Origin of the sequence: Pseudonocardia hispaniensis (genome assembly GCF_042658695.1) — a bacterium.
Classification (GTDB): domain Bacteria; phylum Actinomycetota; class Actinomycetes; order Mycobacteriales; family Pseudonocardiaceae; genus Pseudonocardia; species Pseudonocardia hispaniensis.
Genome location: NZ_JBHSQW010000039.1, coordinates 106,170 through 128,968 on the forward strand (window position 1 = coordinate 106,170; position 22,799 = coordinate 128,968).

Sequence of the window (22,799 nt, forward strand, 5' to 3'; positions counted from 1 at the left end):
CCGGCCGTTCAGCGCAACACGACCCGGCCCGTGCCAGAGCGCGCCGACCCGATGACCGCCGCGGGCACACCGCGCGCGGCCAGGTCGGCCGCCGCCGCCCGCGCGCGCCGCGGCTCGGCGCCGAAAAGCAGCCCACCGGAGGTCTGCGCATCGGCGAGCAGCAACACGTCGAGCTCGCCATAGCGACCGGCGTCGACGACGTCGGCGGTCCAGTCGCGGTTGCGCCGCGAGCCCCCGGGCACCGTGCCGGATTCGGCGAGCTCCCGGACCCCGGCCAACAGCGGCACGGCCGGGACCTCGACCTGGACATCCACCCCGGACGCCGCGGCCATCTTCGCCAGGTGCCCGAGCAGCCCGAACCCGGTGATGTCGGTGCAGCCGGTGGCACCCGCCGCGATGGCGACGTCCGCGGCGGCGGCGTTGCTCGCGGTCATCGACGCCACCGCGTCCGCGATCAGCGACTCCGGCGCCGTCCCGGCTTTGATCGCGGTGGTGGCGATGCCGATGCCGAGCGGCTTGGTGAGCACCAGCGCGTCCCCGTCGCGCAGCCCGGCGTTGGTGAGGATCGTGTCCGGATTCACCTCGCCGACCACGGCGAGGCCGTACTTGGGCTCCGGGTCGTCGATGGAATGCCCGCCGACCACCGCGAACCCGCATTCGGCGCCCACGTCCGAGCCCCCCGCGAGGACCTCGGCGAGCAGCGCTGTCGGCAGCTCGGTCGACGGCCACCCGACCAGGTTGAGCGCGAACAGCGGCCGGGCCCCCATCGCATAGATGTCCGACACCGCGTTCATCGCCGCGATCCGGCCCCACGTGCGGGCGTCGTCGACCACCGGGGTGAGGAAATCGGCCGTGGCCACCAGCGCACGCGCAGCGTCCAGCCGCCAGACGGCCGCGTCGTCACCGGTCTCGGTGCCGACGAGGAGGTCCGGATGGGTGGACGGGGTCAGCGTGCGCAGGACCTGCGCGAGCTCGCCGGGGGCGAGCTTGCACGCTCAACCCGCGCCGTGGCTGAACTGCGTCAGACGACGCACCATGGGCTCGGTGGACATGGTCGCGAGCCTAGCGAGCGCGGAAAGGCAGTCATGACCAGCATGGCGGTACGGGCGGTCCCGGGCCCGCCGAGTCCCTGAGCCGGCCCCCGATGGACGTCCAGATCATTCTCGGCGGCGGTCCCGGACGCTGGGCGCTCGGGTGGCTGCTCCTGGCGTTTCTCGCCACGTTCCTTCTCACCAGGGGGATCACCCGGCTCATCCGGGCCGGACGCGGACCGTTCCGCAACACCCGGATCGGCGGCGTGCACGTGCACCATCAGGTCGTCGGGATCTTCTTGATGCTGATCGCGGGGGCCGGGGAGTTCACCTACCGCCCGGACGCGCCGTGGTTGCAGGTCCTCGCCGCGGTGTTCGGCACGGGCGCCGCGCTGACCCTCGACGAGTTCGCGCTGTGGCTGCATCTCGAGGATGTCTACTGGGCACAGCAGGGGCGCAAATCGATCGATGCGGTACTGGTCGCGGCGGTGATCGGAGCGCTGCTGCTGTTCGGCGCCACGCCATTCGTGGACGACCCCGAACTCGGCGGCGAGGCCGCCGTCGCAACGTTCGCCCTTGCGCTGCTGTGCTCGGTCGTCGCGATCGCCAAGGGAAAGATCGCCTGCGGACTGATCGGGGTCTTCCTGCTGCCGGTGTCGTTGTTCGCCGCCGTGCGGCTGGCCAAGCCCGGCTCTTTGTGGGCCCGCTGGCGCTATCCGGATGGTTCCCGGCGACGGGCGCGCGCGCTGAGCCGCTATCCGCCCGGCCGCCGCACGAGCTGGGACCTCGTCAAGGACGTCCTGGGCGGCACCCCGGACCGATAACGACGGTGCGCCACCGCTCGCCGGTGAGCCCTCCCCTGGGTCATGATCGGCGGCTCGGCGGCGTGAGCCGCGATGGTCGCGGCCTCAGCCGCCCGTACGCCGATCACCGCGCGAAGGCCCAGGGCACGACGACGTAGGGTGCGCGTGTGACCGACACCGCGGCAGACCCGCGCCGCCTGGTGCCGCGCACCGACGCGGTGCTCGCCGACCCGCGGCTCGCGGCGGCCGCCCAGCGGCTGGGCCGGAACCTGGTCAAACGAGCCGTCGTCGCGGCCCAGAAGCGGGCGCGGCGCGGGGAGATCCCGCCCGACGCGGTCGCAGGCACCGCCCTCGACGCGCTGCCCGCCACCGCCACCGGGCTGCGCCCGGTGCTCAACGCGACCGGGGTGCTGCTGCACACCAACCTCGGCCGGGCCCCGCTGTCGGCCGCGGCCCGCGAGGCGCTGGCGCTGGCCGCCGGAACGTGCGATGTCGAACTCGACCTGACCACCGGGGGGCGCGGGCGGCGCGGCGCCGCGGCCATCGACGCCCTCCTCGCCGCGGTGCCCGGCGCCGGCGCGGCGCATCTGGTCAACAACGGTGCCGCCGCGCTGGCGCTCGTGGCCGGCACGCTCGCCGTGGGCCGCGAGATCGTCGTCTCCCGGGGCGAGCTCGTCGAGATCGGCGACAGCTTCCGCATTCCCGATCTGCTCACCGCGGCCGGGGCCCGGCTGCGCGAGGTCGGCACGACCAACCGGGTGCATCCCGGCGACTATGCCGACGCGATCACCGATGAGACCGCGTTCGTGCTCAAGGTGCATCCGTCGAACTTCACGATCACCGGCTTCACCCGGGCCGTGGGCCTTCCGGAGCTGGCCGCGCTCGGCGTCCCGGTCGTGGCCGACATCGGGTCCGGGCTGCTCCAGCCGCATCCGCTGCTCCCCGGGGAACCCGACGCCGCGACCGCGCTCGCCCAGGGTGCCACGCTCGTGACGGCCTCGGGGGACAAGCTGCTCGGCGGGCCGCAGGCCGGGCTTCTGCTCGGCTCCCCGGGCGTCGGCGCCGACCTGGTGCAGCGCATCCGCCGGCACCCGCTCGCGAGGGCGATGCGGGTGGACAAGCTGACCCTGGCCGCGTTCGAGGCGACCCTGCGCGGCCCCTCCCCGCCGACCCGGGTGGCGCTCGACGCCGACGCCGCCGGGCTCCGAGTCCGCGCCGAGGCGCTGGCCGCGCGGCTGGCCAGCGCGGGTGTCGAGGCCGAGGCCGTTGACTCCGCGTCGACCGTTGGCGGCGGCGGTGCGCCGGGGGTGGTGCTGCCCAGCGCGGCCGTCGCGCTGCCCGAGCGGTTCGCCGCTGCGCTGCGTCGCGGTGAGCCTGCTGTGCTCGGCCACCTGGAGAACGGCCGCTGCCTGCTCGATCTGCGCGCGTTGCCACCCGAGGCCGACGACACCATCGCCGATGCCGTCCTCGCAGCTCATCGGGGGCTGTGAGTGCGAAACAGTGTAAGAACACCGTTACGCACTCACGGGCGGCGGGCAGTGGTCGCGACGGCCGGGCACGTCGATCACGGGAAATCGACGCTGGTCCGCGCGCTGACCGGGATGGAACCCGACCGCTGGGCCGAGGAGCGCCGGCGTGGGATGACGATCGACCTCGGATTCGTGTGGACCACACTGGCCGACGGGGCCACCATCGCGTTCGTCGACGTTCCGGGCCACGAGCGGTTCGTCAGCACGATGCTGGCCGGCGTCGGTCCGGCGCCCGCGGCACTGTTCGTGGTGGCCGCGGACGAGGGCTGGATGCCGCAGTCCACCGAACATCTCGACGCCCTCGAGGCCCTCGGCGTCCACGACGGGCTGCTCGTGATCACCCGCAGCGATCTGCTCGACCCCCGGCTCGCCCGCGAGGAGGCCGCGGAACACCTGGCCGGCACCGGCCTGGAGCACGTGCCCGCGGTCTGTGTCTCGGCGGTCACCGGCGAGGGGATGGACGAGCTGCGCGCCATGCTCGGCCAGCTCGTCACCGCCCTGCCGGTGCCCGACCCCGACGCGGACGTCCGGCTGTGGGTCGACCGCTCGTTCTCCGTCCGGGGTGCGGGCACCGTCGTCACCGGGACGCTTGCGGCCGGCCGGATCCGCGTCGACGACGAGCTGGAGCTGATCGCGGCCGACGACAGCCGGCGGGTCACCGTCCGCGGCCTGCAGAGCCTCGGGGAGCAGACCGACGAGGTTCGCGGGGTCGCGCGCGTCGCGGTCAACCTGCGCGGGGTGCCGCGCGAGGCGGTCGCCCGCGGGGACGTGTTGCTTCGCCCCGGCGCCTGGCTCACCACCGACCTGCTCGACGTGCGGCTGCGCGGGGTGGGCGGGGCCGCATCCGACCCGGCGGAGATGCCCGTGGAGCTGACCCTGCACATCGGATCGGTGGCCGTCGCGGCCCGGATCCGCCCGCTCGGCGCCGACACCGCGCGGCTGCGCCTGCGGCATCCGGTGCCGCTGCGGATCGGGGACCGGGCCGTGCTGCGCGACCCCGGTCGCCGCCGGGTCGCCGCCGGCGTCACGGTCCTCGACCCCGCGCCGCCACCACTGCGCCGCCGTGGTGCCGCGACCCGTCGGGCGGCGGAGCTGGCGGGGATGGACGGCGTTGCGGACGCCGCCGCCGAGCTGGCGCGGCGCGGGATTGCCCGGCGCGACGAGCTCGTCGCGATGGGGGTTGCGGCCGGCGACGTCGACGCGCTCGCCGCCGCCGGGCATCCCGCAGCGGCGGGTTGGCTGGTCGACGCCGGGCGGGTCGCCGCACTCACCGCCCAGCTCACCAGCGCCGTCGCCGCCCACGACGACGCCGATCCGCTCGACCCCGGACTGCCGATCGAGGCGGCCCGTCGCGCCGCCGGGCTGCCCGATGCCAGGCTCGTCGAAGCGCTTCTCCGGGCCGCCGCCCGCACCGAGGGCGCCGTGCTGATGCTCCGCGAGGGCCGGGTCACGCGATCCGTGGCCGCTGGACTGCCCGAGGCCCTGCTCAGCGCGCTGGGGACGCTGCGCGCTCAGCTGAGCCGCGACCCCTTCGCCGCCCCCGAGGCGGACCGGCTCGCCGAGCTGGGACTCGGACCCAAGCAGATCGCGTCCCTGGTCAGGGCCGGTGAGCTGCTCCGCGTCGCCGACGGCGTGGTGCTGCTGCCCGGCGCCGACGACCGTGCGGTGGAGGTGCTCGCCACGCTCGGTCCGGAGTTCACGCTCAGTGCCGCCAGGCAGGCGCTCGGCACCACCCGACGGGTCGCGGTGCCGCTGCTGGAGCTGCTCGCCCGCACCGGCCGAACCGCCCGGACCCCGGCCGGCGGTCACCGGCTGACCTGAGGTTCGGTTCCAAGTGGCGGCCGGCACACCGGAGGCTTACGGTCGCCGGAATGGCCGACACGCACGCGCCCTTCCCCGGCGACCCGTCACCGATCCGCCGCGCCAGCGAGGTGGATGGCCAGATCACCGTCGCGGTGACCGCTCCGGCCCCGGGGACGGCGGTCATCACCGTCGGTGGGGAGCTGGACATGCTGACCTCCCCGCAGCTGCGCGCGGTCATGCTCGACCAGCTGGGGCCCGGGGGCGCACTCGAGCTGATCGTGCTCGGTCTGAACGACGTGACCTTCCTCGGCACCAGCGGGCTCGCCGTGCTGATCGAGATTCGTGAGGCCGCGTTCGAGGCCGGGGTGGGGCTGCGACTCGTGTGCACCGGGCACCGGGTACTGCGCCCACTGTCGATCGCCGGGCTGCTGCCGATGTTCGACATCCGCGGCAGCGTCGAGGAGGCACTCGAACCGCCGTGAGCCGCCCATCTCGCTCCCGGCGAGCGAAATCGGCTCATGTCCTGGACGCCAGGGGTTTGACGACCCGTGACTTGTGGGAATCACGCCTGCGATCACCCGGCACACCGACGTCGGGTCGCAGGAGAAGAACGAGGTGGGCCCGCGATGACCGATGTTTCCCGACTTCCTGGACCCATGGACCACGCCTGGGAGTGGCAGCGCCTCGGCGCCTGCCGCGGGATGGACAGCGCTGTGTTCTTCCACCCCGACGGTGAGCGAAACCCGTCCAGAGCTCGCCGAACGGCGCAGGCCAAGCAGGTCTGCAGCCGCTGCCCGGTCATCGAACAGTGCCGTGAGTTCGCGCTGCGGACCCGTGAGCCGTTCGGAGTGTGGGGCGGGCTCGCCGAAACCGAGCGGCGGGTCATCCTGGAACGTCGCGGGATGGCCGCGGCCAGCTGACTCGCCCGGCGCCGGCGGCTCAGGCCGAGTCGGCGACCACCGAGAACTCCAGGCAGCGGTAGCGCAGCACGGGCAGGCCGTAGATCTGGGCGATGCGCTGGGCGGCTCGCACGACGGCCGTCCGGTTCGGGTCGGTCGGCGCCGGGAGCGGCGCGAGACAGTAGACGCCTGGTTCGGGATCGAAGCCGACGAGCTCGCTCATCGCGGCCAGCAGGTCGGCCTCGCACTCAGGTCCGAGCGGTGCGCGGAGCCCGAGTCGGTGCAGCCGCAGCCCGGGCAGGTCGAGCTGGGCCACCGCGGCCCGTACCTCATCGGATTCGTGCAGGTCCGCGTCCTCGTCGTCCTCGTAGTCCGGATAGTCCAGGTAGCTCGCGCCGCTCGTGTCCTGGGCCGCCGGCCCGTCCTCACAGGCGACGAGCAGGTCGGCGACAGTGTCCTTGAGGATCCGGGCGAGGTCGGATCCGGGCCGGAGGATTTCCATCGGACTCACTGCGATGGCAACCAGGCGGGTCGGGACGGGGCACCGCGCCGACGCCGAAGGAATCGGAACCACGGCTCCGGGTAACCCGACTCCGGGAACCGCAACCATGGGTGTCGTCCCTCCGGTTAGCGCCGCGCGTCGTGGCGGCGATCCTCTCGATGGTGACCTAACCGGCCGCTGGGGCACATCGTCCAGCCGAGGCGAGCCGATACGGTGAACGGCGGCCGATCGTCCGTGAATGGCGGGAGCCGGCGGACCCCCGATACGCCCAATCGGGCACGAATGGCGTCCTCGAGCGGACGAACGGTATCGACGTGCGTGACCTGTGACCGCGGCGGGCACCTCGGTGATTGATCCCCGCTCGGACCGGGTAGTAAGATGGCGACCTGTCCCAAGGAAGCCGGAGAGAAGGAGATGCCTCCGCGTGCCCACCAAGGACTCGGCCGGCTCCGCAACCGTTGCGGACGGCGCGTCCGCCGTCGAGATCAGGACGGTAGCGACGGCCGCCCTGATCCCGACCATCCGAGCGGTCGCCTCTGATCTCGCAGCCCGGGCCGACTTCGATCTCGACGCCATCTCCGACCTGCGCATGGCGGTCGATGAGGCGTGCGCCACACTCGTCGACGTGGCCGCTCCGGGCTCCGGCCTGCACTGCACGTTCCTGGTCTTCCCGGAGCGCATCCAGGTCAGCGCCCAGGTCATGGCAGCCGCCACGGACACGACGGTGTCGACCGATACGTTCGGCTGGCGCGTCCTCGAGACGCTGGCTGACGAGGTCGCCGTCGAGCATTCGGCCGACGCGGACGGTCACGCCACCGTCAGTATCGTGCTCGGCAAGAGCGCGGGCGCGCCATCGCAGTGACCCAGTCCGACCCCGAGTACGGTCACCTCATCCCGCTGCTCGAGGAATATGCGGGGCTCGCGGCGGACGACCCGCGCCGGGAGTCGCTGCGCGAGGAGCTGGTGACCGGTTTTCTGCCCGTCGCCCAGCACATCGCTCGTCGCTTCGCCCACCGCGGCGAGCCGCTCGACGATCTGGTGCAGGTGGCCACCGTCGGGCTCATCAACGCGGTCGACCGGTTCTCCCCGGACAAGGGTTCCGACTTCTTCTCCTTCGCGGTGCCCACGATCAGCGGTGAGGTACGGCGGCACTTCCGGGACCAGGGCTGGTCGATGCGGGTCCCGCGACGCCTCAAGGACCTGCATGTCTCGATCAACGGCGTGGTCTCCGATCTCTCGCAGCGGCTCGGCCGGGCACCACGGCCCAGCGAGATCGCCGAACAGCTCGGGCTACCGGTCGCCGAGGTGTTGGAGGGCCTCGAGGCCGCCGAGGCGTACCGCAGCTCCTCGCTGGACGAGATGCTGTCCTCCGAACAGGGCAGCGCGACCGTCGGGGAGTTGGTCGGGGCCGCCGACGCCGAACTGGATCGGGTGGACTACCGGCAGACCCTGCGACCGCTGCTGGCCGAACTGGCCCCCCGCGAGCGCACCATCGTCATGCTGCGATTTTTCGGCGGCATGACACAGACCCAGATCGCGGAACAGGTCGGGATCTCCCAGATGCACGTGTCGCGGTTGCTCGCGCAGACCCTGGACCGGTTGCGCTCCCGCCTGGAGCTGGACGCCCAGGGCGAGTAGCGCCGACGTGAGCAGGATCCCAGCGGCGGTCGGTTGACCACCCGCGGTGCCAGAATCGCCGTTCCGTCAAGATGACCACGACCGGCGAGCCCGGTAGAAGGGGGGTCCGCGGCGCATGCACGCACGAGGTGATGCGGCGCCCAGCCAGCCGGAGCACGTGCTGGTCATCGGCGCCGGGCTGGGCGGGCTGCGCACCGTCGAACAGTTGCGGGCCTCCGGCTACCAGGGTCGGATCAGCCTCGTCGGCGAGGAGCCCCACCCGCCCTATGACCGGCCGCCGCTGTCCAAACAACTGCTGGCCGGCGCCTGGGAGCCCGACCGCGTCGTCCTGTGCGACCCGGAGAAGCTCGATGAGCTCGGGGTCCGGTACTACCTCGGGGTGCGGGCCGTTGCGCTGCGGCCCGGCGAGGCGGAGCTGTCCGACGGCTCGACCTTGCACGCCGATGCGGTCGTCATCGCCACGGGTGTGGTGGCCAGGCGGCTTGCGGGCCAGCCGGACCACGTGCACACCCTGCGCACCCTCGACGACGCGCTCGCGCTGCGCTCGGCCCTGCAGCAGGCCGGATCGCTGCTTGTCATCGGCGGCGGGTTCGTCGGTGCCGAGGTGGCCAGCACGGCGCGCGACCGCGGTCTCGAGGTCACCGTGCTGGAGGCGATGCCGGTACCGTTCTCCCGCGCGCTCGGCGCCGAGGTGGGCGCGATCTGCGGACGCCTGCTGACCGAGGCCGGAGTCACGCTACGCACCGAGGCCCGGCTGACGCGCTTCCTCGAGCCCGCCGACGGGAACGGCGCCGTGGCCGTCGAGCTCGCCGACGGCACCCGGCTCGGCGCGGACGTCGCAGTCGTCGGCGTCGGCGGCGCCCCCGAGCTGGGCTGGCTGGCCGACACCGGGCTGGATCTGCGCGACGGGCTGGTCTGTGACGCTTCGGGGCGGGTGCGGGGGCTGGCCGGGGTCTGGGCCGTCGGCGACGTCGCGGCCTGGGAGAGCGCCGAACACGGTGGCCCGCACCGCAGCGAGCACTGGACCAACGCGAGCGACCAGGCAGCCGTCGTCGCCGCGTCCATCGTCGGCGCCGACGCACCGCCGCCGGCCGTGCCGTACTTCTGGTCCGACCAGTTCGGCCTCAAGATTCAGCTCATCGGCCGCCCCGAGCTGGCGGACGCGACGTTCCCGCTGCACGGCGAGGGCCTCGCCGGCGGGGCCGTGCAGGGCACCGTCGTCGGCTACCTCGCCGGCGAGCGGCTCGTCTCCGTGGTCGGGTTCGGCGCCGCGCGGCTCGTCGCCCGCTATCGCGGCTTGCTCAGTCGCGGCGCGGACCGCGCGGCCGCGCAGGAGTTCGCGCGGTCGCTGGGTTGACGGTCCACGCCGCGGTCAGCGCCGATGTTCGCTGCGCCCGCTTCGTTAGCGGAACAACTTGCGAAGCAGCGCGAGCGCCAGCACGGCACCCACGCCGTACAGCGCATACTTGATCTTCGGGTCGGCCATCTTGGCCTGGAGCTGCTGCCTGCCGCTGTCGACATATCTCCTGGGATGTGCCCGATCGGCCAGCTCGTTCAGGCTCTCGGCAAGGGCGTCCCGAGCCTGCTCGATCTCGCGCTGAATGGTCTCGGGGTCGCGCGCCACGACTCCTCCTCGGTGCTGGTCCTCGGTTCCGGGAAGTCCACACGGTAGATCAAGGGGGCCCGGCACGCCCCGGCGGCCGCGCCCGCGCGGTCATCGAAGCCCCGGCCTGGAAGGATCGTGTCATGAGTGACCGACTCGCCGTGGGCGACCCCGCACCCGATTTCACCCTCCCCGACTCGGACGGCAACCGGGTCTCGCTGGCCGACTACCGGGGCCGCAAGGTGATCGTCTACTTCTACCCCGCCGCGAGCACACCCGGCTGCACGAAGCAGGCCTGCGACTTCCGCGACAACCTCGGCGAACTGGGCGAGGCGGGCGTCGACGTCATCGGGATCTCCCCGGACAAGCCCGCCAAGCTCGCGAAGTTCCGGGACGCGGAGGGCCTGAACTTTCCGCTGCTGTCCGATCCCGAGCGGGAGGTCCTGACCGCCTGGGGCGCGTTCGGCGAGAAGCAGATGTACGGCAAGACGGTGACGGGGGTGATCCGCTCGACGTTCCTCGTCGACGCGGACGGCACGATCGAGCAGGCGTTGTACAACGTGCGCGCCACCGGGCACGTGGCCAAGCTGCGCAGGGACCTGAGGATCTGACCTCCCCACCGGCCGTCCGCAACTCGCCCTCGACCACCGCAACGGCGACCACACCGACAACCGCCCGGGGACCCTCCGTATCCTGGGCTCGACTGCCACGCGATCACCGAGACCCGGTGTCGCAGCAGCCGGCGTAGTCCAACTGGCAGAGACACGACTTTTAGGTAGTCGACAGTGCGGGTTCGAATCCCGCCGCCGGTACGGTGACCAGCGCTGCCGCTGAGCGTCCGACGGGGAGGCTCAGCTGGCGCTCCCGGAGCGTTCCGGCCCCGCCATCGGCTCGCACGGCAGTGGGCGCCGCGCGGCGAGCATCGCACCGCCCACCCCGACCAGCCCGCACACCGCCGACACCGCCAGCAGCGCGGGCGAGGGCCGCCCGGTGACCGCGTCCCCCAGCACCACGAGCGCGGTGGTTCCGGGCAGGATCCCGAGCACCGTCCCGAGCAGGTAGGGCAGGAAGCGCACCGTGGAGAGCCCGGCCAGGTAGTTGAGCACGGAGAACGGCAACAGCGGGATGAGGCGCAACGAGGTCACCGCGAGTGTGCCGTGGTGGTCGAGCCGCTGCCGGACCCAGTGCACGGCGGGGCTGCGGACATGGCGCGCCACCAGCCGTCCCCCGGTCGCCCGGACCAGCACGAACGCGATGACCGCGGCCAGGGCGGAGGCCGACAGGGTCAGCAGGAGACCGGGGAGCGAACCGAACAGCAGGCCGGCGCTGAGGGTGAACACGGTGCGCGGGATCGGAGCGACGGTCAGCCCGGCCTGCACGGCCACGAACAACGCGGGCGCCCAGATCCCGGCTGCGGCCATACTGGCCCGCAGCTCGCCGACCCCCGGCACCCCGTTCACGGCGGCGAGCAGCACGAGTACCGCCACCACGGCGACCGCACCCACTCCGGCGATCACCGGGCGCCACCACGTCACGACGACGACCGTACCGGCGACCACTGACGCGCCGCCGTCGGCACCGGGACCGGCGCCGGGCGGGATCGCGGCGTTCCGGGTCCGGCAGGCGGCAGCACCGCCGGCCCGCCGCACTAACGTGACCGGCCGTGAGCGCTTCCTCGGACCCCCGACGCCCCGACCTCGATCTCGACCCCGACGGTCTCGCCGTCCGTCGCGAGGTGCTCGGCGGCCGGCATGTCGACGCCGCACTCGAACGCGCCGACGCGATCACCGCCGAGTTCCAGGAGATGATCACCCGCTACGCCTGGGGCGGGGTCTGGACCCGCCCCGGCCTCGACCGCCGGATGCGCAGCGCGATCACGCTGACCGCGCTGGTCGCGCACGGGCATTTCGCCGAGCTGGAACTGCACCTGCGCGGCGCGCTGCGAAACGGGCTCAACCGCGAGGAAATCGTCGAGGTGTTGCTGCAGAGCGCGATCTACTGCGGGGTGCCGGCCGCGAACTCGGCCTTCGCGGTGGCCCGCCGCGTGCTGGCCGAGGACGATCCGACCGACTGACCCCCGCCCCTGTCGCCTGCCCGGGGTCGGTCAGTCCGCCAGCGCCTTCAGGTGAGGGAGCAGTGCCCGCAGGGCACGGCCGCGGTGCGAGACGGCGTCCTTCTCCGCGGGCGACAGCTCGGCGGAGGTCCGCTCCTCCCCCTCCGGGACGAAGATCGGGTCGTAGCCGAAACCGTTGGTCCCGCGCGGCGCCCGCACCAGCCGACCGCGCCACGTTCCGTGCACCACGACCTCCTCGGTCACCGCGGCCGAGGCACCCGGCACCACCAGCGCCGCGGCGCAGACGAACGCGGCGCCCCGCCGCTCGTCGGGCACGTCGTGGAGCTGGGCGAGCAGCAGCTCCAGGTTGCCCGCGTCGTCGCCGTGGCGGCCCGACCAGCGGGCGGAGAACACGCCGGGCATCCCGGACAGCGCGTCGACGGCGAGTCCGGAGTCGTCGGCGATCGAGGGCAGCCCGGTGGCGGCGGCGGCGTCGCGAGCCTTGGCCACCGCGTTCTCGGCGAACGTCGCGCCGGTCTCGGGCGCCTCCGGGAACGCGGGAACCTCGGCGAGCCCGAGCACCTCGATCCCGCGCAGGCCGACCGCCTCCACCATGCGCCGGAGCTCGACGAGTTTGCCCGCATTGCGGGTGGCCAGCAGAAGCGTGGTCATGACGCTGCTCCCGGCAGCTCGCCGGGATAGGGCGCGGCCAGCGCGGCGGCCTGGAGCTCGACGAGCTGGCGGATACCGGCCATCGAGACGTCGAGCATTGCGTCGAGGGTGCGGCGGGTGAATGTGGCCCCCTCGGCAGTGCCCTGCACCTCGATGAGCGTCCCGGCGTCGGTGGCGACCACGTTCGCGTCGACCTCCGCTCGCGAGTCCTCGGCGTAGGGCAGGTCGAGCCGCACCCGACCGTCGACGACCCCGACGCTCACCGCCGCGACCGCGCAGGACAGCGGCCTGGGGTCGGAGAGGCGCCGGTGCGCGCCCAGCCAGGTGACCGCGTCGGCGAGCGCGACGTACGCCCCGGTGATCGCGGCCGTGCGGGTGCCGCCGTCGGCCTGCAGGACGTCGCAGTCGAGCGCGATCGTGTTCTCACCGAGCGCCTTGAGGTCGATGCACGCGCGCAGGGAACGCCCGATGAGTCTGCTGATCTCGTGGGTTCGGCCACCGATCCGGCCCCGCACCGACTCCCGTTCGCTGCGCGTGTCGGTGGCCGAGGGCAGCATCGCGTACTCCGCGGTGAGCCATCCCAGGCCCGACCCCTTGCGCCAGCGCGGAACCCCCTCGGTGACGCTCGCCGCGCACAGCACCTTGGTGTCGCCGAACTCGATCAGCACCGAGCCCGCGGGATGCTTCTGGAAGCCCCGAGTGATCTTCACCGGGCGGAGTTCGTCGTCGGACCTGCCGTCTGCGCGCGTCACCGGGCCAGCTTAGGCAGCCCCCGACGACCGGCCGAACGGCGCCCGGGGCCGGTCAGATCACGTAGCTCGCGTCGGACCGCACCAGCTCCACCGGTCCGTCGAAGGCTTCCTTGGCCTCCGCGAGCAGCACGGCGCCGTCGAACCAGGGCGGGACGTGGGTCAGCAGCAGCCGACCCACCCCGGCCGCGGCGGCGTGCTCGCCCGCCTGCCGTCCACTGAGGTGCACGCCCGGCGGCGGGGCGTCCCAGGCCTCGGTGACGTGCGGCCAGCTCGCCTCGCAGAGCAGCACGTCGGCGTTGCGGGCCAGTTCGACGAGCCCGGCGCACGGGCCGGTGTCCCCGCTGTAGACCAGGCTGCGGCCGCCGTGCTCGACCCGTAGCGCGTACGCCTCGCAGAGATGATCGACGCGCCGGGCGCGAACCAGGGTGCCGGCGATCTCGGCCACGCCGTTCTCGCGCAGTGCGTGGAAGGCCAGCACGTCGCTCAGGTCGGTCTCCGCCCGCTCGACGGCCGACGGCGCGTAGGCGGCGGCGAGCCGCTCGGGGGCCTCCGCCGGGGCGTGCACCGGCAACCGGCGGACGGTCGGATCGTACGGGGGCGATGGATGGTAGCGGCGGTGGACCACCAGGCCGGACATGTCGGCGCAGTGGTCGGCGTGCAGGTGGGTCAGCAGCACCGCGTCGAGCTCGAACGGGTCGAGGTGGCGCTGCATGGCGCCGAGGGTGCCGTTACCCAGGTCGAGGACCAGGTGATGGTCGCCGGCCTCGACGAGATACCCCGAAGCCGGCGCCGCCGGCCCCGGTCCACTGCCGGTGCAACCGAGCACGATGAGCCGCATGGTGCCCGAGGTTAGCCCTGCCCGCCCGGCCGGCTGTGCGGGCTTCCGTCCGCCCGAGCGCGGGTTCGACGCAGCCACGCCAGGCCGATGACCGGCAACAGCAGCGGCACGAACCCGTATCCGCGCCCGTACACCGACCACACCGTGTCGTCGGGGAAGTCGGCGGTGTCGAGCACGGTCAGCGTTCCGACGACCAGCACGCCCGCGAGCTCGAATCCGACGGCCGCCCACGCCAGACGGCGGTATGCCGGGCCGTGACCGGCCAGGCCGATCGTGGCCAGGATGTAGACGACGCCGGCGAGCGCGGACAGCAGGTAGGCCAGCGGCGCCTCGTGGAACTTGGTCGCGATCTGCACCGTGGCTCGCGCCGTCGAGGAGAGCGCGAAGATCGCATAGACGGCGATCAGGACCCGCCCGGGACCGCTGGAGGTCGCCCGCGGTGCGGACTCACGCACCGCCGGCCACCCACAGGTCCTGCAACCGCCACACCGCCACCCCGGTCGCGATCGCGGCGACGGCGAGGACGGCGCCGCCCCAGCGCGTCGGTTCGGCGGTGGCGAACTGCAGGCCGATCGGCAGCACGCAGACCGACACGACGAGATAGATCAGGAACGTCGTGGTCTCGGGCAGGTGCACACCACCGAGCACCCGCACCGCGGCGATCACCGCCTGGACGGCGAGCAGCGCGACGACGATTCCTGTGGCGATCTTGTGTGGCCGACCGGGTGGTCGGTTCGACGCCGTGGTGACGATGCCCAGTACCGCCAAGGCGGCCAGCGCTACCCATACCACGACCACCAGGGCCTGGATCATTCGGCGGACGCTACCGCAGCGGGTTGCGGCGCGGCCGGGGCGGCCGGGTCTACCGGGCCCTGCCGGCTCGCGCGCAGCAGCAGCACCACGGCGAGGACGGCCAGCGCCGCGGCGACCGGTGGCAGCGCCAGCACCCCGGCCGTCCCGATCACGATCGCGCCGAACACCCCGGACAGCCCGGCGCCGAGGTAGATCGCGGAGGCGTTGAGGGACAGCAGCAGCCCGCTGCCCGCCGGCGCGAGCTCGATCAGCCAGCTCTGGATCGGCGGGTTCACCGACCAGGTGATGGCGCCCCAGACGAACAGCACCGCGGCGGCGCCCGGGACGGTGGCAAGCGTCAGCGGCAGGGTCGCGACGGCGAGCACGAACAGTACGAAGCTCAGCCGAAGCGGCCGCCGAGGACCGAACCGGTCGGTCAGCCGCCCGCCGATGCCGTTGCCCAGCATGGCGCCCACCCCGTAGGCCAGCAGCAGCGCGCTGACCACCGCGCCCTGCACATGGGTGGCGGCGGCGAGCAACGGGGTGATGTACGTGAACACCGTCATCGCCGCGAGCACCCCGAGCACGCTCATCGACAGCACCATGAGCACCCGGCGGTCGGCGGCGACGGCGAACCGGGCTCGCAGGCCGACCGGAGGCGGCGCGGCCACCGTCGGGACCGCGAGCCGGACCGCGATCGCCGCCATCAGGGACGCGATCGCGACCAACGCGAACACCCCGCGATAGCCGAGGACACCGCCGAGCAGGTTGCCCGCGGGAACGCCGAGCACGAGGGCGAACGTGAGCCCGCCGAACACGATCGCCACGGCACGTCCGCGCCGCTGCGGCGGGCTGAGCTGGGTGGCGACCAGCGTGGCGGCCGGGGTGTAGACGGCCGCGCCGAGGGCGCTCAGCACGCGCGTGCCCATCAGCAGTGGGAAGTTCGGCGCCAGTGCGGCCAGCGCGTTGCCCAGCGACGCGACGAGCAGCGCGACGACCAGCAGGGTGCGCCGCTCCCAGCGACCGGTTGCGGCGGCCAGCAGTGGGGCGCTGATCGCGTAGGCGATGGCGAAGGCGGTGACGAGCTGACCGGCGGTCCCCACCGAGACGTCGAGTTCGGCGCTGATGTCCGGAAGGACCCCGGAGACGATGTAGGCGCTCGTCCCCACGGCGAAGGCGCCGCCGGCGAGCAGGTACGTGCGAGCAGACATGGTGCTCCCGGTCACGAGTCGTGCAGGCAGTTCAACCACGACCGTACTACGAGAGATATCGAACTACGAAGCCTGTCGTAATATGGGTCTCATGACCTCGGCGCCGTTCGATCTGGCCCTGCCGCATCCGAGGCGTTCGGAGATGCGGATCGAGGCGGTGCTGCACGCACTGGCCGATCCGGTCCGGCTGACGATCGTCCGCGCGCTCGCCCAGGCCCCGCACGGCATTTCCTGCGGCGCGGTGGACCTGCCGGTCAGCAAGTCGACCGTCACCCATCACATGCGGATCCTGCGCGAGGCCGGGGTGATCCACACCCAGCCGGTGGGCACCGCGCGGATCAGCACACTCCGCCGCGACGACCTCGACGCGCTCTACCCCGGCCTGCTCGACGGGGTGCTCGCCGCCGAGCGCTGAAGGTCGAGCACCCCCAGGCCTGGCCCGATCTCCGGTCCGAGGAAGCGTCGGCCGAGCCTGCGGAACGGTTCCGGATCACCGGTGGCGAGGAACTCGTGCGGACCGGACGGCGGGTCCTCGAGCGGGTCCCGGGCCAGATCGCTCGCCATCAGGGTGCGCACGACGTCCTTGGCCGTCTCGTCGGCGCTGGACACCAGCGTCACCTCGGGCCCCAGCACGATCTGCAGGACCCCAGCGAGCAGCGGATAGTGGGTACAACCGAGGACGACGGTATCGACCTGGGCCCGCTGCAGCGGTTCGAGATAGCTCTGCGCCAGACCGAGGATCTGCCGGCCGCTGGTCATGCCGCGCTCGACGAAGTCGACGAAGCGGGGGCACGCCACCGCCGTCACCGTGACGTCGCGGGCCGCGGCGAACGCGTCGGTGTAGGCGCCCGAGGTGATCGTCGCCCGGGTGCCGATGACGCCGATGCGCCCGTTGCGAGTAGCCGCGACGGCGCGGCGCACCGCAGGCAGGATGACCTCGACGACCGGGATCGGGTAGCGCTCACGGGCGTCGGCCAGGCACGCCGCCGACGCCGTGTTACACGCGATGACGAGCAGCTTCACCCCGCGTGCGGCCAGTGCGTCCCCGATCGCGAGGGCATGCCTGCGGACCTCAGGAATGCGCAGCGGACCGTACGGACCGTTCGCGGTGTCGCCGACGTAGACCACCCGCTCGGCGGGCAGCTGGTCGATCACGGCCCGGGCCACGGTGAGTCCACCGACGCCCGAATCGAAGATGCCGATGGGCGCGTCGCGGTCGGGCTCCATCAGACGACGGCACCAGTGGCGGCGCGCCGGTCGGCCCGCGCGACGATCCAGGCCGCGAGCACTCCCGCCAGCGCCCCGAACAGATGGGCCTGCCAGGAGATGCCCGGCTGACCCGGAAGCACCCCGAACAGCAGCCCGCCCCAGAGCGCGAAGAGCACCACGGCGAGCAGGATCTGTGTGGCGCTGCGCGCGAAGAAGCCACGAACCAGCAGGAAGACCAGCCACCCGAAGATCACCCCGGACATGCCGACGACGTAGGTGTGCGGCGGGCCGAGCAGCCACACGCCGAACCCGCTGAACAGCCAGATCAGCGCGGTGACCGCGATGAACTGCCCGATCCCGCCGGCCATCACGAGGAACCCGAAGATCAGGAACGGCAGCGTGTTCGCGATCAGGTGCCCCCAGCCCGCGTGCAGCAGCGGGGCGAAGAGCACCCCGTCGAGCCCGGAGACCTCCCGCGGCAGGATCCCGCCCTCGTAGTCGAGCCGCAGGCTGGTCAGCTGATCGACGAACTCGACCACGTAGAGCACACCGGTGAACACCAGCATCGCGACCAGTGCCGCCATGGGCGCCGCCGGGAACACACGAGCGAGTGAGCGCCGGGGGGTCCGCACCGGGGGCGTGGAGGCTGCCATGCCCTCGAGGTTACGCGGAACGGCCGGGATGCTCCGCCGACGTTCCGTCGAACGTCGTGGCTGCGTGGCACGGCCACCGGGTCGGCCGGGGACGGTGCTGGCTGCGTGGTGCGAAGGGCCGGAAAGGGCGCGAACCGTGCGAACGCTTCAGGCCCAGAGCTGACCCTCGAGGCCCTTCGCGGCCTCCTCCAGGTCCCCGGAGTACGCGCCGGTGGACAGGTACTTCCACCCACCGTCACAGACCACCAGGACGATATCGGCGTGCTCGCCCGCGCCCGCGGCCTTCTCCGCGACGGCCAGCGCCGCATGCAGGATGCCGCCGGTCGAGATGCCGGCGAAGATGCCCTCCTTCTCCACCAGCTCCCGGGTGCGGCGCAGTGCGTCGAAGCTGCCGACCGAGTAGCGCCCGGTGAGGACCTCGGGGTCGTACAGCTCGGGAACGAAGCCCTCGTCGAGGTTGCGCAGCCCGTACACCAGGTCGCCATATCGCGGCTCGGCCGCGATGACCTGCACATCGGGCTTGTGTTCACGCAGGTAACGCCCGGTCCCGACGAGGGTGCCGGTGGTTCCGAGACCGGCGACGAAATGCGTCACCGTCGGCAGGTCACGCAGGATCTCCGGGCCGGTCGTGCGGTAGTGCGCGTCGGCGTTCGCCGGGTTGCCGTACTGGTAGAGCATCACCCAGTCCGGGTGCTGCGCCGCGATCTCCTTGGCCAGCGCGACGGCTTGGTTGGAGCCGCCCGCCGCGGGCGAGGAGATGATTTCCGCGCCGTACATGCGAAGCAGCTGCCTGCGCTCCTCGGAGGTGTTCTCCGGCATCACGCAGACCAGCTTGTAACCCTTGAGCTTCGCGGCCATCGCCAGCGAGATCCCGGTGTTGCCCGAGGTCGGCTCCAGCACCGTGCAGCCGGGTGTGAGCAGACCGTCGGCCTCGGCCTTCTCGATCATGGCCAGCGCGGGCCGGTCCTTGATCGATCCGGTCGGGTTGCGGTCCTCGAGCTTGGCCCACAGCCGCACGTGCGGCGCGGGCGACAGCGACGGCAGCCCCACCAACGGGGTGTCGCCCACCGCCTGCAGCAACGAGTCGTACCGGGCCATGGCATCTCCTCGGCATAGGCCGGTGCGTGGACGGCAGCACGGACCGGCTACCCGGTCCGGCTACCACTCACGCACCGCGTCAGCGCATCCCGCCGGCGACCGCGGGCAGGATCGTGACGGTCGAGTTGTCCTTGACCGGAGCCTCGAGCCCGCCGGCGAAGCGGACGTCCTCGTCATCGACATAGATGTTGACGAACCGGTGCAACGAGCCGTCGGTGACGAGACGGGCCTTGAGGCCGCTGTGCCGCGACTCCAGATCGTCGATCAGTTCGGCGACGGTGCCGCCGGCGGCCTCGACGGTCTTCTCGCCCCCGGTGTGGGTGCGCAGGATGGTGGGAATGGACACGGTGGCCATACAGATGCTCCTGGTCGGTCGTTCGGCGGATAGCGTGGACGGGCCGTCAGGCGGTCCTGTCGGGGACGTCGTCCGCGCCGGTATGCGCGAACATATAAGTCTCCACGACCTCAACCTGTTCCTCGGTGACCACGCCATCGACGATCCGGAAGGACCGGAACTCGGTGCTGTCCTCCTCGCGGGTCGACACGACCACGTAGTGGGCATCCGGCTCGGAGGCGTAGGAGATGTCGGTTCGCGACGGGAATGCCTCGGTGGCGGTGTGCGAGTGGTAGATCACCACCGGTACCTCGCCCCGCGCGTCCATGTCCTTGTAGAGCCGCAGCAGGTCGCCGGAGTCGAACTCGTAGAACGTCGGTGAGCGTGCCGCGTTGAGCATCGGGATGAACCGCTCGGGGCGATCAGTTCCCTCGGGCCCGGCGATGACGCCACAGGCCTCATCCGGATGTTCCCGGCGGGCATGGGCGACGATCTCGTCGACGAGATCTGCTCGGATCACCAACACCCCTTCAGGGTACGGGCACGCCCCGGCAAACCGCGAACGGCGCCGGTCGGACTCACACCCCCGTGCTCACCGAAGCTGCATCCGCGTCTGCACCAGGGCGTCCTGAACGAACGTCAGCCACTGGTACACCCCGAAATGGGCCGAGCGCGGGTCGTCGGGCGGCAGGTCCTCGGGCATGTCCTCGCTGACGTCCAGCGCGGTCCCGAGGGCCAGCCGCACGTCGTTGAGCGCCGCGAGCCAGGCGTCGGCCTGCTCGCCCGTGAGCTCGACCCGGCCGCCGCGCTCCGGCAGCGTCTCCAGCACGACCGTGGCCGCGGCGTCCTTGGCCTCGATCAGCGCCGGCTCGTGCAGGGAGCGCAGCGCGGCGGCGAGGTTGGCGTCCTCCCGGGAGAAATCGGGCAGCAGCCTGGCGAGCACCCGGTCGTCGGGCTCCGTCGACGGACCGGTGCGCATTCCGGTGAGCTCGCCGAGCTCGTCGGTCGGGTGCTCCGCGGTGCGAGCGGCCAGCATCTGGCGTACCTCGCCGATGAGCCCGCGCAGCACCGTGGCCTCCTGGACCTCGAGCGTGGCCACCAGCCGGGCCTTCCCGCCGCGTCCCGAACGCTTCCAACCGTTCATGCTCAGGCGCGCTGCATGGTGGCCCAGAGACCGGCAGCGTGCAGTTTCGCCACGTCGGTCTCGATCTTCTCGCGGTCCCCGGACGACACGGCCGCCTTGCCCTTGTGATGCACGTCGAGCATCAGCGCCGTCGCCTTGGGCTCGGGGTAGCCGAACAGCCTCTGCAGCACGTAGGTCACGTAGGACATCAGGTTGACCGGGTCGTTCCAGACGATGGCCTGCCACGGCGTTTCGGCAGTACCGGACTCGTCGATGACCGGATCTACCTGTTCGGTGGTGGACGGCAGTGGCGCGGTCATAGCTCCATGGTGACACCTGCGGTCGCCGGGGTGCACGGCACATAGGCTGATCTCCCATGAGCGCCGTCCCGGGGTCGACCAGCACCGCCCTGCTCACCGATCGTTACGAGCTGACCATGGTGGCGGCCGCCCTGGCGGACGGGACGGCGCAGCGGCGGTGCGTCTTCGAGGTCTTCGCCCGCAGGTTGCCCAACGGGCGCCGGTACGGCGTCGTCGCCGGGATCGGCAGGCTGCTCGAGGCGCTGGCCGACTTCCGCTTCGCGGCGGCGGAGCTCGACCAGCTCACCGGCGTGGTCGACGCAGCGACCCTGGACTGGCTGTCGGCCTACCGCTTTCGCGGCGACGTCGACGGCTATCCCGAGGGGGAGCTCTACTTCCCCGGCTCGCCCATCCTCACGGTGACCGGCACGTTCGCCGACACGGTGATGCTCGAGACCCTCGTCCTGTCGGTGCTCAACCACGACAGCGCCGTCGCCTCGGCGGCCGCCCGGATGGTCACCGCGGCCGGCAGCAGGCCACTGATCGAGATGGGCTCGCGCCGCACCCACGAGGCATCGGCGGTCGCTGCGGCGCGTGCGGCCTACCTCGCGGGCTTCGAGGCCACCTCCAATCTGGAGGCGGGTCGCCGGTACGGCATCCCGACCGCCGGGACCGCGGCTCACGCGTTCGTGCTGCTCCACGACGACGAATGCGCCGCCTTCCGCAGTCAGGTCGCCGCGCTCGGGTCGAACACGACGCTGCTGATCGACACCTACGACATCCGGCGCGGCATCGAGAACGCCATCGCCGTCGCCGGTACCGAGCTCGGCTCCATCCGCATCGACTCCGGCGATCTGGGTGTGATGGCGCAGCAGGCCCGGGAGCAGCTCGACGCGCTGGGCGCGCTCAACACCCGGATCGTGGTCTCCGGTGATCTCGACGAGTACGCCATCGCCGCGCTGCGCGCCGAACCGGTCGACTTCTACGGCGTCGGCACCTCGGTGGTCACCGGTTCCGGCGCGCCGACCGCGGGCATGGTCTACAAGCTGGTCGAGGTGGACGGCAGGCCGGTCGCCAAACGCAGCGCCGCGAAGGAGTCCCGGGGCGGGCGGAAGGCGGCACTGCGCCGCCACAAGCCGACCGGCACCGCGCTCGAGGAGATCGTGTACCCGCACGCGACGCCACCGCCGAGCGGGCCCGACGACCGGGTCCTTCCGGTGCCGCTGGTGCGCGGTGGCGAACCGGTGGACGGCCTGCCCACACTCGAGCAGGGCCGCGACCGGCTGCGCGCCGCGCTGGTCTCCGTCCCCTGGGAGGGACTCAAGCTCTCGCACGGCGAACCGGCAATTCCCACCACCTTCATCGGACGTGAAACATGCGCACCTTGATCATCGTCGACGTGCAGAACGACTTCTGCGAGGGCGGCTCGCTCGCGGTCGCCGGGGGCGCGGCGGTGGCCGCGCGGATCTCGGAGTATGTCCGTGGTGCGGGGTACGACCACGTCGTGGCGACCCGCGACCACCATCGGGATCCGGGTGCGCATTTCAGCGACCACCCCGACTATGTCGATCGTTGGCCGCCGCACTGCCGCGCGGGCACTCCCGGCGCCTCGTTCCATCCGGCGCTGGACGTGGCACCGATCGAGGCGGTGTTCGACAAGGGCTCGTACTCGGCCGCCTACTCCGGGTTCGAGGGCGTCGAGCCCGGTGGCCGTTCGCTGGCCGACTGGCTACGCGACCACGACGTCGAGGCCGTCGACGTCGTCGGTATCGCCACCGACCACTGCGTCCGGGCCACCGCACTGGACGCCGCCGCCGCGGGGTTCGCGACGACCGTGCTGGTGGACTACTGCGCGGCCGTTGCTCCGGAGACCGCCGCGCGGGCCCTCGACCAGCTCCGCACCTCCGGGGTCACCGTGAGTGCGTAACAGTGTTAGAACACTGTTACGCACTCACGG

30 protein-coding genes and 1 tRNA gene are annotated in these 22,799 nt (G+C 72.4%); 14 read left to right on the plus strand and 17 right to left on the minus strand.

Annotation, left to right across the window (positions count from 1 at the left end; all coding sequences use genetic code 11):
• Window positions 1–8: 8 nt before the first annotated feature.
• Window positions 9–1,052: a selenide, water dikinase SelD gene (gene selD, locus ACFQE5_RS19530; protein WP_379587037.1), complete on the minus strand. Its 1,044-nt coding sequence runs from the start codon at window positions 1,050–1,052 to the stop codon at window positions 9–11.
• Between the two features lie 92 nt (window positions 1,053–1,144).
• Between selD and ACFQE5_RS19535 the strand changes: the two genes are divergently transcribed.
• The 5 genes from ACFQE5_RS19535 (at window position 1,145) to ACFQE5_RS19555 (ending at window position 6,086) form a co-directional block, all read left to right on the plus strand.
• Window positions 1,145–1,855, plus strand: coding sequence for a hypothetical protein (locus tag ACFQE5_RS19535; RefSeq protein WP_379587039.1), 711 nt, complete (start codon window positions 1,145–1,147; stop codon window positions 1,853–1,855).
• A gap of 146 nt (window positions 1,856–2,001) precedes the next feature.
• On the plus strand, window positions 2,002–3,324 hold the full coding sequence (gene selA / locus ACFQE5_RS19540; RefSeq protein WP_379587041.1) for an L-seryl-tRNA(Sec) selenium transferase: 1,323 nt from the start codon (window positions 2,002–2,004) through the stop codon (window positions 3,322–3,324).
• A gap of 48 nt (window positions 3,325–3,372) precedes the next feature.
• Entirely contained in the window at window positions 3,373–5,184 is a 1,812-nt protein-coding gene (gene selB / locus ACFQE5_RS19545; RefSeq protein WP_379587042.1) for a selenocysteine-specific translation elongation factor, read from the plus strand.
• Window positions 5,185–5,234: 50 nt separating this feature from the next.
• A complete protein-coding gene (locus tag ACFQE5_RS19550) occupies window positions 5,235–5,648 on the plus strand; it encodes an anti-sigma factor antagonist (RefSeq protein WP_379587044.1) in 414 nt (137 codons plus the stop codon).
• A 144-nt stretch (window positions 5,649–5,792) separates the two neighbouring features.
• A complete protein-coding gene (locus tag ACFQE5_RS19555) occupies window positions 5,793–6,086 on the plus strand; it encodes a WhiB family transcriptional regulator (RefSeq protein ID WP_379587046.1) in 294 nt (97 codons plus the stop codon).
• Between the two features lie 19 nt (window positions 6,087–6,105).
• Here ACFQE5_RS19555 and ACFQE5_RS19560 read toward each other — a convergent pair whose 3' ends face one another.
• Window positions 6,106–6,567 carry a hypothetical protein gene (locus ACFQE5_RS19560; RefSeq protein WP_379587048.1) on the minus strand — a complete coding sequence of 154 codons (462 nt, stop codon included), beginning with the start codon at window positions 6,565–6,567 and terminating at the stop codon, window positions 6,106–6,108.
• A gap of 325 nt (window positions 6,568–6,892) precedes the next feature.
• Here ACFQE5_RS19560 and ACFQE5_RS19565 point away from each other — a divergent pair, with 325 nt between their 5' ends.
• From ACFQE5_RS19565 to ACFQE5_RS19575, 3 genes are all read left to right on the plus strand, one after another.
• Entirely contained in the window at window positions 6,893–7,429 is a 537-nt protein-coding gene (locus ACFQE5_RS19565) for an ATP-binding protein (RefSeq protein WP_379587050.1), read from the plus strand.
• Window positions 7,426–8,205: a SigB/SigF/SigG family RNA polymerase sigma factor gene (locus ACFQE5_RS19570; RefSeq protein ID WP_379587051.1), complete on the plus strand. Its 780-nt coding sequence runs from the start codon at window positions 7,426–7,428 to the stop codon at window positions 8,203–8,205. The genes ACFQE5_RS19565 and ACFQE5_RS19570 overlap by 4 nt, the downstream gene beginning before the upstream one ends.
• A 115-nt stretch (window positions 8,206–8,320) precedes the next feature.
• Window positions 8,321–9,562, plus strand: coding sequence for an NAD(P)/FAD-dependent oxidoreductase (locus ACFQE5_RS19575; RefSeq protein WP_379587053.1), 1,242 nt, complete (start codon window positions 8,321–8,323; stop codon window positions 9,560–9,562).
• A 45-nt stretch (window positions 9,563–9,607) separates the two neighbouring features.
• On the opposite strand, the gene ACFQE5_RS19580 is transcribed toward ACFQE5_RS19575, so the two are convergent.
• Window positions 9,608–9,829 (minus strand): DUF3618 domain-containing protein, encoded by a 222-nt coding sequence (locus ACFQE5_RS19580; RefSeq protein ID WP_379587055.1) that lies wholly within the window; start codon window positions 9,827–9,829, stop codon window positions 9,608–9,610.
• Window positions 9,830–9,951: 122 nt separating this feature from the next.
• Between ACFQE5_RS19580 and bcp the strand changes: the two genes are divergently transcribed.
• Both bcp and ACFQE5_RS19590 read left to right on the plus strand, forming a co-directional pair.
• Window positions 9,952–10,419, plus strand: a complete 468-nt coding sequence (bcp, locus tag ACFQE5_RS19585) for a thioredoxin-dependent thiol peroxidase (RefSeq protein WP_379587057.1) — start codon at window positions 9,952–9,954, stop codon at window positions 10,417–10,419.
• A gap of 127 nt (window positions 10,420–10,546) precedes the next feature.
• Window positions 10,547–10,620, plus strand: a tRNA-Leu gene (locus ACFQE5_RS19590).
• 39 nt (window positions 10,621–10,659) lie between these two features.
• Here ACFQE5_RS19590 and ACFQE5_RS19595 read toward each other — a convergent pair.
• Window positions 10,660–11,343: a TVP38/TMEM64 family protein gene (locus ACFQE5_RS19595; protein WP_379587058.1), complete on the minus strand. Its 684-nt coding sequence runs from the start codon at window positions 11,341–11,343 to the stop codon at window positions 10,660–10,662.
• 128 nt (window positions 11,344–11,471) lie between these two features.
• Between ACFQE5_RS19595 and ACFQE5_RS19600 the strand changes: the two genes are divergently transcribed.
• Window positions 11,472–11,882 carry a carboxymuconolactone decarboxylase family protein gene (locus ACFQE5_RS19600; RefSeq protein WP_379587059.1) on the plus strand — a complete coding sequence of 137 codons (411 nt, stop codon included), beginning with the start codon at window positions 11,472–11,474 and terminating at the stop codon, window positions 11,880–11,882.
• A gap of 30 nt (window positions 11,883–11,912) precedes the next feature.
• Here the strand turns inward: ACFQE5_RS19600 and rdgB are convergent, their stop codons facing one another.
• Genes rdgB through ACFQE5_RS19630 form a run of 6 tightly spaced genes read right to left on the minus strand, consistent with a single transcriptional unit; the run spans window position 11,913 to window position 16,126 of the window.
• Window positions 11,913–12,533, minus strand: a complete 621-nt coding sequence (gene rdgB, locus ACFQE5_RS19605) for an RdgB/HAM1 family non-canonical purine NTP pyrophosphatase (RefSeq protein WP_379587061.1) — start codon at window positions 12,531–12,533, stop codon at window positions 11,913–11,915.
• Window positions 12,530–13,285, minus strand: coding sequence for a ribonuclease PH (gene rph / locus ACFQE5_RS19610; protein WP_379587064.1), 756 nt, complete (start codon window positions 13,283–13,285; stop codon window positions 12,530–12,532). The genes rdgB and rph overlap by 4 nt, the downstream gene beginning before the upstream one ends.
• A 52-nt stretch (window positions 13,286–13,337) precedes the next feature.
• Window positions 13,338–14,123, minus strand: a complete 786-nt coding sequence (locus ACFQE5_RS19615) for an MBL fold metallo-hydrolase (RefSeq protein WP_379587065.1) — start codon at window positions 14,121–14,123, stop codon at window positions 13,338–13,340.
• 11 nt (window positions 14,124–14,134) lie between these two features.
• Window positions 14,135–14,578 carry a hypothetical protein gene (locus ACFQE5_RS19620; protein WP_379587067.1) on the minus strand — a complete coding sequence of 148 codons (444 nt, stop codon included), beginning with the start codon at window positions 14,576–14,578 and terminating at the stop codon, window positions 14,135–14,137.
• Window positions 14,571–14,936, minus strand: a complete 366-nt coding sequence (locus ACFQE5_RS19625; protein WP_379587068.1) for a hypothetical protein — start codon at window positions 14,934–14,936, stop codon at window positions 14,571–14,573. The genes ACFQE5_RS19620 and ACFQE5_RS19625 overlap by 8 nt, the downstream gene beginning before the upstream one ends.
• The gene (locus ACFQE5_RS19630) at window positions 14,933–16,126 is read right to left on the minus strand and encodes an MFS transporter (protein WP_379587070.1); all 1,194 of its coding nucleotides are present in this window, start codon (window positions 16,124–16,126) and stop codon (window positions 14,933–14,935) included. Before ACFQE5_RS19630 ends, ACFQE5_RS19625 begins: the two co-directional genes overlap by 4 nt.
• Before the next feature lie 91 nt (window positions 16,127–16,217).
• Here ACFQE5_RS19630 and ACFQE5_RS19635 point away from each other — a divergent pair, with 91 nt between their 5' ends.
• Entirely contained in the window at window positions 16,218–16,541 is a 324-nt protein-coding gene (locus ACFQE5_RS19635) for an ArsR/SmtB family transcription factor (protein ID WP_379587072.1), read from the plus strand.
• Here ACFQE5_RS19635 and murI read toward each other — a convergent pair.
• From murI to clpS, 7 genes are all read right to left on the minus strand, one after another.
• A complete protein-coding gene (gene murI / locus ACFQE5_RS19640; protein WP_379587075.1) occupies window positions 16,499–17,353 on the minus strand; it encodes a glutamate racemase in 855 nt (284 codons plus the stop codon). The genes ACFQE5_RS19635 and murI overlap by 43 nt on opposite strands.
• Window positions 17,353–17,988 carry a rhomboid family intramembrane serine protease gene (locus tag ACFQE5_RS19645; RefSeq protein ID WP_379587077.1) on the minus strand — a complete coding sequence of 212 codons (636 nt, stop codon included), beginning with the start codon at window positions 17,986–17,988 and terminating at the stop codon, window positions 17,353–17,355. The genes murI and ACFQE5_RS19645 overlap by 1 nt, the downstream gene beginning before the upstream one ends.
• A 147-nt stretch (window positions 17,989–18,135) precedes the next feature.
• Entirely contained in the window at window positions 18,136–19,086 is a 951-nt protein-coding gene (locus ACFQE5_RS19650; RefSeq protein ID WP_379587078.1) for a PLP-dependent cysteine synthase family protein, read from the minus strand.
• 79 nt (window positions 19,087–19,165) lie between these two features.
• Window positions 19,166–19,441, minus strand: a complete 276-nt coding sequence (locus tag ACFQE5_RS19655; protein ID WP_379587079.1) for a MoaD/ThiS family protein — start codon at window positions 19,439–19,441, stop codon at window positions 19,166–19,168.
• Window positions 19,442–19,487: 46 nt separating this feature from the next.
• The gene (locus ACFQE5_RS19660; protein ID WP_379587080.1) at window positions 19,488–19,946 is read right to left on the minus strand and encodes a Mov34/MPN/PAD-1 family protein; all 459 of its coding nucleotides are present in this window, start codon (window positions 19,944–19,946) and stop codon (window positions 19,488–19,490) included.
• 66 nt (window positions 19,947–20,012) lie between these two features.
• Entirely contained in the window at window positions 20,013–20,564 is a 552-nt protein-coding gene (locus ACFQE5_RS19665; RefSeq protein WP_379587081.1) for a DUF2017 domain-containing protein, read from the minus strand.
• 2 nt (window positions 20,565–20,566) lie between these two features.
• Window positions 20,567–20,863: an ATP-dependent Clp protease adapter ClpS gene (gene clpS / locus ACFQE5_RS19670; RefSeq protein WP_379587082.1), complete on the minus strand. Its 297-nt coding sequence runs from the start codon at window positions 20,861–20,863 to the stop codon at window positions 20,567–20,569.
• Between the two features lie 56 nt (window positions 20,864–20,919).
• Here clpS and ACFQE5_RS19675 point away from each other — a divergent pair, with 56 nt between their 5' ends.
• On the plus strand, window positions 20,920–22,230 hold the full coding sequence (locus tag ACFQE5_RS19675; RefSeq protein ID WP_379587083.1) for a nicotinate phosphoribosyltransferase: 1,311 nt from the start codon (window positions 20,920–20,922) through the stop codon (window positions 22,228–22,230).
• Window positions 22,218–22,769, plus strand: coding sequence for an isochorismatase family protein (locus ACFQE5_RS19680; protein WP_379587084.1), 552 nt, complete (start codon window positions 22,218–22,220; stop codon window positions 22,767–22,769). The genes ACFQE5_RS19675 and ACFQE5_RS19680 overlap by 13 nt, the downstream gene beginning before the upstream one ends.
• Window positions 22,770–22,799 lie beyond the last annotated feature (30 nt).

Coding starts and splice junctions, on each gene's coding strand:
- ACFQE5_RS19535 (WP_379587039.1), top strand. CDS start 1,145: ATGGACGTCCAGATCATTCTCGGCGGCGGTCCCGGACGCTGGGCGCTC.
- ACFQE5_RS19550 (WP_379587044.1), top strand. CDS start 5,235: ATGGCCGACACGCACGCGCCCTTCCCCGGCGACCCGTCACCGATCCGC.
- ACFQE5_RS19555 (WP_379587046.1), top strand. CDS start 5,793: ATGACCGATGTTTCCCGACTTCCTGGACCCATGGACCACGCCTGGGAG.
- ACFQE5_RS19560 (WP_379587048.1), bottom strand. CDS start 6,567: ATGGAAATCCTCCGGCCCGGATCCGACCTCGCCCGGATCCTCAAGGAC.
- ACFQE5_RS19575 (WP_379587053.1), top strand. CDS start 8,321: ATGCACGCACGAGGTGATGCGGCGCCCAGCCAGCCGGAGCACGTGCTG.
- bcp (WP_379587057.1), top strand. CDS start 9,952: ATGAGTGACCGACTCGCCGTGGGCGACCCCGCACCCGATTTCACCCTC.
- rdgB (WP_379587061.1), bottom strand. CDS start 12,533: ATGACCACGCTTCTGCTGGCCACCCGCAATGCGGGCAAACTCGTCGAG.
- ACFQE5_RS19615 (WP_379587065.1), bottom strand. CDS start 14,123: ATGCGGCTCATCGTGCTCGGTTGCACCGGCAGTGGACCGGGGCCGGCG.
- ACFQE5_RS19625 (WP_379587068.1), bottom strand. CDS start 14,936: ATGATCCAGGCCCTGGTGGTCGTGGTATGGGTAGCGCTGGCCGCCTTG.
- ACFQE5_RS19630 (WP_379587070.1), bottom strand. CDS start 16,126: ATGTCTGCTCGCACGTACCTGCTCGCCGGCGGCGCCTTCGCCGTGGGG.
- ACFQE5_RS19635 (WP_379587072.1), top strand. CDS start 16,218: ATGACCTCGGCGCCGTTCGATCTGGCCCTGCCGCATCCGAGGCGTTCG.
- murI (WP_379587075.1), bottom strand. CDS start 17,353: ATGGAGCCCGACCGCGACGCGCCCATCGGCATCTTCGATTCGGGCGTC.
- ACFQE5_RS19645 (WP_379587077.1), bottom strand. CDS start 17,988: ATGGCAGCCTCCACGCCCCCGGTGCGGACCCCCCGGCGCTCACTCGCT.
- ACFQE5_RS19650 (WP_379587078.1), bottom strand. CDS start 19,086: ATGGCCCGGTACGACTCGTTGCTGCAGGCGGTGGGCGACACCCCGTTG.
- ACFQE5_RS19655 (WP_379587079.1), bottom strand. CDS start 19,441: ATGGCCACCGTGTCCATTCCCACCATCCTGCGCACCCACACCGGGGGC.
- ACFQE5_RS19665 (WP_379587081.1), bottom strand. CDS start 20,564: ATGAACGGTTGGAAGCGTTCGGGACGCGGCGGGAAGGCCCGGCTGGTG.
- clpS (WP_379587082.1), bottom strand. CDS start 20,863: ATGACCGCGCCACTGCCGTCCACCACCGAACAGGTAGATCCGGTCATC.
- ACFQE5_RS19675 (WP_379587083.1), top strand. CDS start 20,920: ATGAGCGCCGTCCCGGGGTCGACCAGCACCGCCCTGCTCACCGATCGT.
- ACFQE5_RS19680 (WP_379587084.1), top strand. CDS start 22,218: ATGCGCACCTTGATCATCGTCGACGTGCAGAACGACTTCTGCGAGGGC.